The sequence below is a fragment of the Arenimonas sp. genome (genome assembly GCF_022842045.1).
Lineage (GTDB): Bacteria > Pseudomonadota > Gammaproteobacteria > Xanthomonadales > Xanthomonadaceae > Arenimonas.
Genome location: NZ_JALHQI010000101.1, coordinates 1 through 8,180, shown reverse-complemented (window position 1 = coordinate 8,180; position 8,180 = coordinate 1). Strand labels below are relative to the sequence as shown.

The 8,180-nt window shown below is 72.1% G+C and carries 7 protein-coding genes and 1 pseudogene; 4 read left to right on the top strand and 4 right to left on the bottom strand.

Annotated elements, in window-relative coordinates:
• From Q0C12_RS14245 to Q0C12_RS14235, 3 genes are all read left to right on the top strand, one after another.
• On the top strand, positions 1–513 hold a 513-nt coding region (locus tag Q0C12_RS14245; RefSeq protein WP_290891331.1), incomplete at its 5' end, for a superoxide dismutase family protein.
• Between the two features lie 65 nt (positions 514–578).
• Positions 579–1,037, top strand: a complete 459-nt coding sequence (locus tag Q0C12_RS14240) for a GNAT family N-acetyltransferase (protein ID WP_290891329.1) — start codon at positions 579–581, stop codon at positions 1,035–1,037.
• A gap of 45 nt (positions 1,038–1,082) precedes the next feature.
• Positions 1,083–1,316 carry a hypothetical protein gene (locus Q0C12_RS14235; RefSeq protein ID WP_290891326.1) on the top strand — a complete coding sequence of 78 codons (234 nt, stop codon included), beginning with the start codon at positions 1,083–1,085 and terminating at the stop codon, positions 1,314–1,316.
• 84 nt (positions 1,317–1,400) lie between these two features.
• Here Q0C12_RS14235 and asnB read toward each other — a convergent pair whose 3' ends face one another.
• Positions 1,401–3,293 carry an asparagine synthase (glutamine-hydrolyzing) gene (gene asnB, locus Q0C12_RS14230; RefSeq protein ID WP_290891324.1) on the bottom strand — a complete coding sequence of 631 codons (1,893 nt, stop codon included), beginning with the start codon at positions 3,291–3,293 and terminating at the stop codon, positions 1,401–1,403.
• Between the two features lies 1 nt (position 3,294).
• A complete protein-coding gene (locus tag Q0C12_RS14225) occupies positions 3,295–4,164 on the bottom strand; it encodes a glycosyltransferase family 2 protein (protein WP_290891335.1) in 870 nt (289 codons plus the stop codon).
• Between Q0C12_RS14225 and Q0C12_RS14220 the strand changes: the two genes are divergently transcribed.
• Entirely contained in the window at positions 4,160–5,221 is a 1,062-nt protein-coding gene (locus Q0C12_RS14220) for a CDP-glycerol glycerophosphotransferase family protein (protein WP_290891333.1), read from the top strand. The genes Q0C12_RS14225 and Q0C12_RS14220 overlap by 5 nt on opposite strands.
• 4 nt (positions 5,222–5,225) lie before the next feature.
• On the opposite strand, the gene Q0C12_RS14215 is transcribed toward Q0C12_RS14220, so the two are convergent.
• The gene (locus tag Q0C12_RS14215; protein WP_290891321.1) at positions 5,226–7,520 is read right to left on the bottom strand and encodes a patatin-like phospholipase family protein; all 2,295 of its coding nucleotides are present in this window, start codon (positions 7,518–7,520) and stop codon (positions 5,226–5,228) included.
• A gap of 83 nt (positions 7,521–7,603) precedes the next feature.
• Positions 7,604–8,180, bottom strand: a pseudogene (locus Q0C12_RS14210) (hypothetical protein); the annotation flags it as partial.

The following is an 8,180-nucleotide window of genomic DNA, read 5'->3' as shown; positions in this document are numbered from 1 at the left end:
CCCGCGCCGGCGCAGGCCCAGCTCGCGGCCTCCGCGCGCGCCACGCTCGCCGCCGTGGGCGACAGCGGCGTCACTGGCGAGCTGCTGTTCGACATCGCCGACGGTGGCGTGCGCGTGACCGGCACGCTGGCGGGCCTGCAGCCGGGCGCCACGCATGCGCTGCACGTGCATGAGTTCGGCGACTGCAGCGCGCCGGATGCCACCAGCGCCGGCGGCCACTTCAATCCGGGCCAGCAGCCCCACGGCGACCGCGCCACCGGCGGCCCGCACCACGCCGGCGACATCCCGAACCAGACCGCCGGCGACAACGGCGAGGCGGTCGTCGACCAGACCCTGGCCGGGCTCGAGATCGCCAGCGGCGGCGCCAACGACATCGTCGGCAAGGGCGTGATCGTGCACGCACAGGCCGATGACTACACCACCCAGCCCACCGGCAACGCCGGCGGCCGCATCGCCTGCGGCGTGATCGAACTGGTCAACGCCCCGCCGGCCGACGCCGGCCCCGCGGACTAAACCGGGGCAACCTGCCTGGCGCGCGCCCGCTAAACTGGGCGCGCCGCCAGACCCCGGGAATCCCCATGCCTGACATCGTCATTCGCAACGCCACTGTCGACGACATCGAGCGCATGGCCGGCTGGGCCGTCGCCATGGCCTGGGAAACCGAACAGAAGAAGCTCGACCCGGACACCGTGCGCAAAGGCATCCGCGCGGTGTTCGACCAGCCCGGCCGCGGCCGCTACTTCATCGCCGAACGCCAGGGCGAAGCCGCCGGCACCCTGATGCTCACCTACGAGTGGAGCGACTGGCGCAACGGCGACTGGTGGTGGATCCAGAGCGTGTACGTCGCCCCGGAACACCGCCGCCAGGGCGTGTACGCCGCCCTGTACGCACACGTGAAGCAGGCCGCCGAGGCCCGCGCCGACGTCTGCGGCCTGCGGCTGTACGTCGAGCACCACAACGCCAACGCCCAGCGCACCTACGAGTCGCTGGGCATGGTGGACGCCGGCTACAAGATGTACGAAGCGGCGCTGCCCTAGCCGCGCCCGGCCGTTGTCGAATAGCGGGCTCGGAAATTCGTGAGGATGCTGCACGCGCTCGCCGTCATCGGCTTCATCGTCCTCGCGGCCGTGGCCGCAGCGCAGTTCGATGCCGGTCTCGTTCCCTTGTGGAAGGCCATGCTCCTTCCCCTCGGGGGGCTCCTCATGCCCTACGCCGTCGCCTTGCTCTGGGGGCTCAGCGTGGCCCCGCCGGACCTGCGCGAAATGCTGCGTGCCCGCCGTTCGCGGGAAGCCAAGAGCGACCAGGGCGACGACTGACCGGCGGAGAACGCCCGCGCCAAAAGAAATCCGCTGTCATCCGCGTCCATCCGCGTTGATCCGCGTCCAAAGCGATTGGCGGACTCAACGCCACGCGTCCTTCCACGCCTGGAACATCAGCACGCCCCACAGGTGCGTGTGCCACTTGCGCTCGCCACCTTGGAACTCGCTCCACAGCGCGCGGATCGGCGCCGGTTCGAAGTGTCCTTCCTCGCGCAGGCGCTGCTCGGAAAGCTGGGCCTCGGCCCACTCGCGCAGCGGCCCGCGGAGCCAGTCACCGACGGGAGCGCCGAAGCCGGCCTTGCTTCGATACACCATCTCGCGCGGCAGGTAGCGCTCGAGCAGGCGCTTGGGCAGCACCTTGAGTTCGCCATCGCGGTACTTCATCGCCATCGGCAGCGACCACGCGAAGTCCGCCACGCGGTAGTCGAGCAGCGGCGCGCGCGCTTCCAGTGCCACCGACATGCTGGCGCGGTCGACCTTGGTGAGGATGTCCTCGGGGAGGTAGCAGGCGGTGTCGAGCGCCATCAGCGCGTCGCCGGCCGTGCCGGCGCCGGGCATCGCATGCGGGTCGTCGTAGGCCGTCGCGAGGCGGCGCGCGCCGATCACCACGGCCTCGGGGTCCTTCCAGTGGCTGACGCGATGCCGGGCCAGGCCCTGCAGGTCGCCGGTGGCCAGCTCGGCGCGCAGCGCGGCCAGGCCACCCAGGCGCGCTCGCTCGCCGGGATTGCCTGCCAGCTTCGCCAGGGCTTTGCGCGGCAGTCGGCGCAGCAGCGCGTCGTTCTTCAGCGTGCGGGCGTAGCGGCGGTAGCCGAAGAAGAGCTCGTCGCCGCCGTCGCCCGACAGCGCCACGGTGACGTGCCGGCGCGTCAGGCGGCACAGCAGCGTGGTCGGGATCTGCGAAGAGTCGGCGAAGGGCTCGTCGAACAGCCGCGGCAGTTCGGGCACGAGGTCCAGCGCGGCGCGGCCGTCCACGTGCAGCGGCGTGTGGGCGGTGCCGAGGTGGGCGGCGACCGCGGCGGCCTGCTCGCTCTCGTCGTGCACGGCATTGTCAAAGCCGATGGAGAACGTGCGCACGGGCTGCGAAGACTGCGCCTGCATCAGCGCGGTGACCAGCGAGGAGTCGGTGCCGCCGGAGAGGAAGCTGCCCAGCGGCACGTCGGCCTCCATGCGAAGCGCGGTGGCATCGCGCAGCAGGACGTCCAGCTGGTCCAGTGCAGCGGCCTCGTCGCCGTCGAAGCCGCGGGCGATCGCGGCGCGCTGCGTGCCCAGCGCGCTCCACCAACCGCGCGGCGCCGGCAGCGTGGCAGAGGCCAGGGCCGCCGCATCGAGCCTCAGCAGATGGCCTGCGGGCAGCTTGCGCACGCCGCGCAGGATCGAATGCGGGGCGGGGATGTAGTCCAGGCGCAGCAGCAGCGCCAACGCGTCGGGGTCGACTTCGGCGCGGAAGCCGGGCAGCGCCCGGAGCGCGGCCAGCTCACTGCCGAACACAAGGCGCCCGTCGATCAGCCCGTAGTAGAGCGGCTTCTTCCCGAGCCGGTCGCGCGCCAGCCACAGCGTCCGTTCGCGCCGGTCCCAGGCCGCGAAGGCGAGCATGCCGTTGCCGCGCGCCAGCGCACCTTCCACGCCCCATTGCGAAATCGCGGCCAGCAGCACTTCGGTGTCGGAGCGGCCGCGGAAGCCGTGGCCGAGCGCGACCAGCTCGGCGCGGATCGCCGCGTGGTCATAGATTTCGCCGTTGAACGCGATCATCCAGCGGCCGTCGGCCGAGGCCATCGGCTGGTGCCCTTCGGGGCTGAGGTCGACGATGGCCAGGCGCTGGTGCGCGAGCACCAGGCCGGCGGCGGGCTCGGCCCAGGCGCCGGCGTCGTCAGGTCCGCGGTGTGCAATCGCCGAGCCGAGGCGACGGCCGAGGGCGAGCAGCGAATCTTCCGAATCGCGCGCGTCGGGGAGCCAGGCGCCGGCGATGCCGCACATGTCAGGGGTCCTGGGGCGGCGGGGTCGGGATTGAAATCCCTCCCACGGGGGGCGTGGGGTTCGGGCCTGAAGGCCCTCCTACAGGGTCGGCGACGGGCTGGTTGTTCTGGAGGAGCCAGAGCATCACGGTCTTCTGGCGCACGTAGTTGGCGCGGACGTAGGCGTAGACCAGGCCGTGCCAGCCGTCCAGGAAACCGCCGCGCAGCAGGTAGCCGCGCCAGAAGCGCCAGGCCGGCGCCAGCACCAGCTTCGCGAGCGAGGCGCGGTTGCCGCGGGCGAACTCGTGCTCGGCCATCATGCGCGCGTACTTCTGGGTCTTGGCCAGCTGCTGCTCGAGCGAGCGGTACGGGTAGTGGATCAGGTCGCCGGCCAGCGTCTGCACCGGGCCATCGACGCTGGCCGCTTCATGGATCTCGCGGCTGCCTCGCCAGCCGCCGCGCCGGCGGTCGAACAGGCGCAGCACGCGGTCGGGATAGGCGTTGCCATGGCGCAGGAAGCGGCCGAAGTAGTCGGACAGGCGCGCGAACCGGTAGCCGGCCGCGCCGTTGAAGCCGGTGTCGCGCGCGGCCAGGATGGCGTCGCGCAGCGCGGGGCTGACGCGCTCGTCGGCGTCCAGGCACAGCACCCAGTCGTGCGCGGCCTGTTCGACCGCGAACTGCTTCTGGCTGCGGAAACCTTCGAACTTGCGCAGGAACACCCGGGCGCCCCGGGCCTCGGCGATCGCCACGGTGGCGTCGGTGGAATGCGAGTCCACCACGATGATCTCGTCGCAGAACGCCAGCGAGTCCAGGCAGTCGGCTAGGCGGCCGGCCTCGTTGAACGTGATAATGCAGGCCGAGAGGCGCGGCGACGTAGCCGGGGAGGCGTTGATGGCGGAATACCTGCTGTTCGCGACGGAGCGCTATGCGCTGCCCATTCTGGGGCCGCTGGCGAGCGCGCTGCAAGCCGCCGGGCACGGCGTCAGCAGCCTGTTCGTGGCCGGCGCCGCGGGCGCCACGCTGCCGGCGCCGGTGCGCCCGGTCGACGTGCGCGCCGCGGTGGCCCTGCGGCCGCGCGCGGTGTTCAGTGCCGCCAATACCGTGCCCACCTTCGTGTCCGGCGCCAAGGTGCAGCTCTTCCACGGCTTCAACGTCGAGAAGCGCGCCGACCACCGCGGCCATTTCCGCGTGCGCGGGCTGTTCGACCTTTACTGCACGCAGGGGCCGCTGACCACCGCGCCCTTCGAAGCCATGGCGCGCGAGCAGGGCCACTTCGCCGTGGTCGAGACCGGCTGGCCCAAGCTCGACCCGCTGTTCCGCGACGAGGATGCCGAGGCGCGCGCGCTGCGGCTGCGCGCCAGCGGACGGCCGGTGGTCATGTTCGCGTCCACCTTCACCGAACGGCTGAGCGCGGCGCCGCACCTGGCCGACGCCATCGCCGCCGAGATCGCGCGCGGCGATCGCTTCTGGATCCTGACCCTGCACCCGAAGTGCGCGCCGGACCTGTTCGCACGCTACCGCGCGCTGGCCGGCGACAGCGCCGTGTTCGTCGAGACCGAGCAGCTCATCGCCGCCCAGCGCGCCGCCGACGTGCTGGTGGCCGACACCACCTCGGTGGTCTCCGAGTTCGCGGTGCAGCGCAAGCCGGTGGTCACCTTCCGCAACCGCGCGCCGAAGCCGCACATGCTCGACTTCGACCGGCCCGAAGACCTGCGCTCGCAGCTCGAGCGCGCCTTCGCGCCGACGCCGTCGCTGGTGCAGTCCATCGCCGACTATGCCGACGCCATCCACCCCGCCCGCGACGGCCGCGCCAGCGAGCGCGTCATCGCCGCCACCGAGGCGCTGCTGGCGGGTGAACTGGGCGTGCTGAGGCGCAAGCCGCTGTCGTCGCTGTACCGCGGCCTGCAGATCCGCCGCGAGCTGGGCTACTGGGGCCGCGCGGCGCGCTGAGGGCTCAGCGCGGGCGGCCCAGTTCGAGCAGGAAGATGCCGTCGCCGCCCTGGCGCAGGCCGTAGCCAAGCTGCAGCGGGCCCAGCCAGGAGTCGAAGCCGAAGTAGACGCTGCCGTGCAGTTCGCCCTCGGCGCCATCAAGGTCGGCGCCGGTGGCCCAGGTGCGGCCGTACTCGAGCGTGGTGCCCAGCACCGCCGGCCGGCTCAGCACGCGGCCCAGCTCGTAGGTGTAGCCGCCGTAGACCAGGGCGTAGTTGTCCACCAGCCGTTCGTTCGGGCGGTAGCCGGCGAAACGGGTCAGGCCGCCGAGGCGGAACTGGCTCTGGATCGGGATCAGGTCGCTGCTCGATACGTGGTAGCGCAGGCCGGCGAAGCCCGAGTGCTTGCCGATGGCACGCGCGTGGATGATGTCGAAGTTGGACTGGTCGAAATCACCATCCGCGCCCAGGCTCTCGCGCGAGGCCACCTGGCTGAACACCGCGTAGGTTCCCGCCCGCGGCAGGTAGGTGCTGTCGATGCGGTCGTAGGTGAGCGCGAACTCGGCCTCGCCGAGGTCGTAGTCAAGCTCCTCGAACGACGGATCGAGCAGTTCCGGCTTCGCGGTGCCGAACCGGCGGCGCACCCCCAGCACGGCCGCACCGAAGTTTCCGAACTCGCGGCCCAGTCCGATCTCGCCGCCCCAGTTGGGCGCGCGGAAGTTCGCGATGCGATCGCCGTCGTCGTTGAACAGGGTGAACTTCGGGCTCTCGGCGCTGAGCTGCAGCACGGTGAAGTAGTCGCTGTCGGCACCCAGCGGCTGGTACCAGTCCATCAGCAGGCCGGGCTCGTCGCCCAGCTGCAGCAGGCCGCGCACTTCGCCGCCGCTCTCGTTCACCGGCGCGCGCAGCACGCCGGCGCGCAGGTTCACGAAGAAATCGCCGCTGAAGTCGGAGTACAGGCTCAGGCCGGTCTCGAGGTAGTTCGGGCCGTAGCTGTGCGGCACCACGCGCACCACCACGCCGGTGCGGCCGTCTTCCTCGATCAGGTCGTAGATCACCAGGTCCATGGTGTCCAGGCCGTAGATGCGCTGCAGGTTGCGCTGCAGGCGCGCGGTGTCCAGCGGCTGGCCGGGCGCGATGTCCAGCCGCGCCAGCAGGAAGGCATCGGCGTAGCGGCTGCGGTTGTCCAGGCGCACGAAGTCGACCACCGGCGCCTCGCGCGCGGGCTGGTCGCGGGTGGCCATCGCCGCGTCGTAGGTTTCGGCCGGCAGCGCCAGCGCCGCGAGCCGCGGGCGCAGCTCCTCGATGCCGCGCTCGCCCAGCTCCATCGCCAGCTCGATCTTCGCGAAGTCGGAGGTCGAGACCTCGCCGCCCAGCGGCGGCCGCACCAGCAGGTCGCGCGGACCCAGCGTGCCGGTTTGCGCACGCGCGCTGCCCACCGTCATGAAGCCGCTGATCTGGTCGACGATGGAGAACAGGCTGGCGCCCTCGTCGAGCTTGGACAGCGGCGTGCTCACGTCCACCGCGATCACGATGTCGGCGCCCATCGCCCGCACCACGTCCACCGGCACCTGGTTGGCCAGGCCGCCGTCCACCAGCACCTGGTCGCCGATCACCACCGGCTTGAAGATGCCGGGGATGGACATGCTGGCGCGCATGGCCAGCGCCAGGTTGCCCGAGCCGATCACCACGGGCTGGCCGGAATTGAGGTCGGTGGCCACGGCGCGGAAGGGAATCGGCAGCGCGTCGAAGTCCTCGCGCGTGGCTACCGGTTGGGTCAGCGCCTCGAGCAGCAGCAGCGCGCGTTCGCCGGAAAGCACGCCGGGCGCGATCTTGATGCCCTCGTTGCCGATGCCGGGCTTGCCGGCCACCAGCGCCAGGTCGTCGTCGCGCTTGCGGCGGAAGGAGCGCTGCGGCCGCTCCAGGCGGTCCACGAACATGCTGCCCCAGTCCATCGCCCGCATCTGCTTCTCGAGCTCGACCGCGCTCATGCCCGAGGCGTACAACCCGCCGACGATCGCGCCCATGCTGGTGCCGGCGATGCAGTCCACGGGGATGCGCTGCCGTTCAAGCTCCTTGAGCACCGCCACGTGCGCGAAGCCGCGGGCGCCGCCGCCGCCGAGCACCAGGCCCACCCGCGGCCGCGTGTCGCCTTCGGCGCGCTGGCCGCAGGACGTCGCCACCGCCCCATTGGCCACGTCCGTCGATGCCGCGAACGGGGCCGGGTTCACTTCCGGGCTGCCACCGGGGACTTCGGACGCGCGAGCAAACGGGGCGCTGGCGATCAGGCAGGACAGGGCGAGGATTCGAAACAGGGGCATCGGCGGGACTCCGGGAGACCGGGCATTGTTCCGCAATGTCCCCCCCGGCAACCACCGCCGCCGCGTGAAGCCGTGGCCCTGATTCAGGCTGAGAGCACCGCGCGCGGATCCTGCCCGGCCGGGCAGTGGTCGAAGGTGACCGGGATTGCGTGCGCGCCCAGCACCGCGGCGAACTGCCGCTGGCGCATCTGGAAGCGCTCGAACGCGCGCCCCAGCGCCGCCGCATCGGCGCCCGCGGGCGCGAAGCCGCCCTCGGCCCAGGCGTCGGCGTCGAGCATGGCCAGCCGCACCTCGCCACCGGCGTAGCGCGCCAGCGGTTCGGGCGGGGCATCCAGCCACTGCTCGCTGTCCGGCGCCAGCAGCGCGGCCTCGACCAGCGGCCACAGCGGGCCCAGGCCAGCGTGGTCGTACTGCATCGCCATCATCGCGGCCAGGTCGTTGAGGGTCAGCAGGCGGGCGTGCTCGACCGCGGCACCGAAGCCGTCCTGCGCCAGCAGCGCGGTGTCGGCGCCGGCCATGCCGGTGTCCAGCAGCACCTGCTCCATGCGCTCGCCGACCTCGGCCACGGCGGCCGGATCGCCGCGCACCAGCAGCGGCAGCAGGCGCAGCGGGCCCTCGGCGTGCTCGGGCGCGGGCCTGAGCGGCGGCGGCAGGCCATCC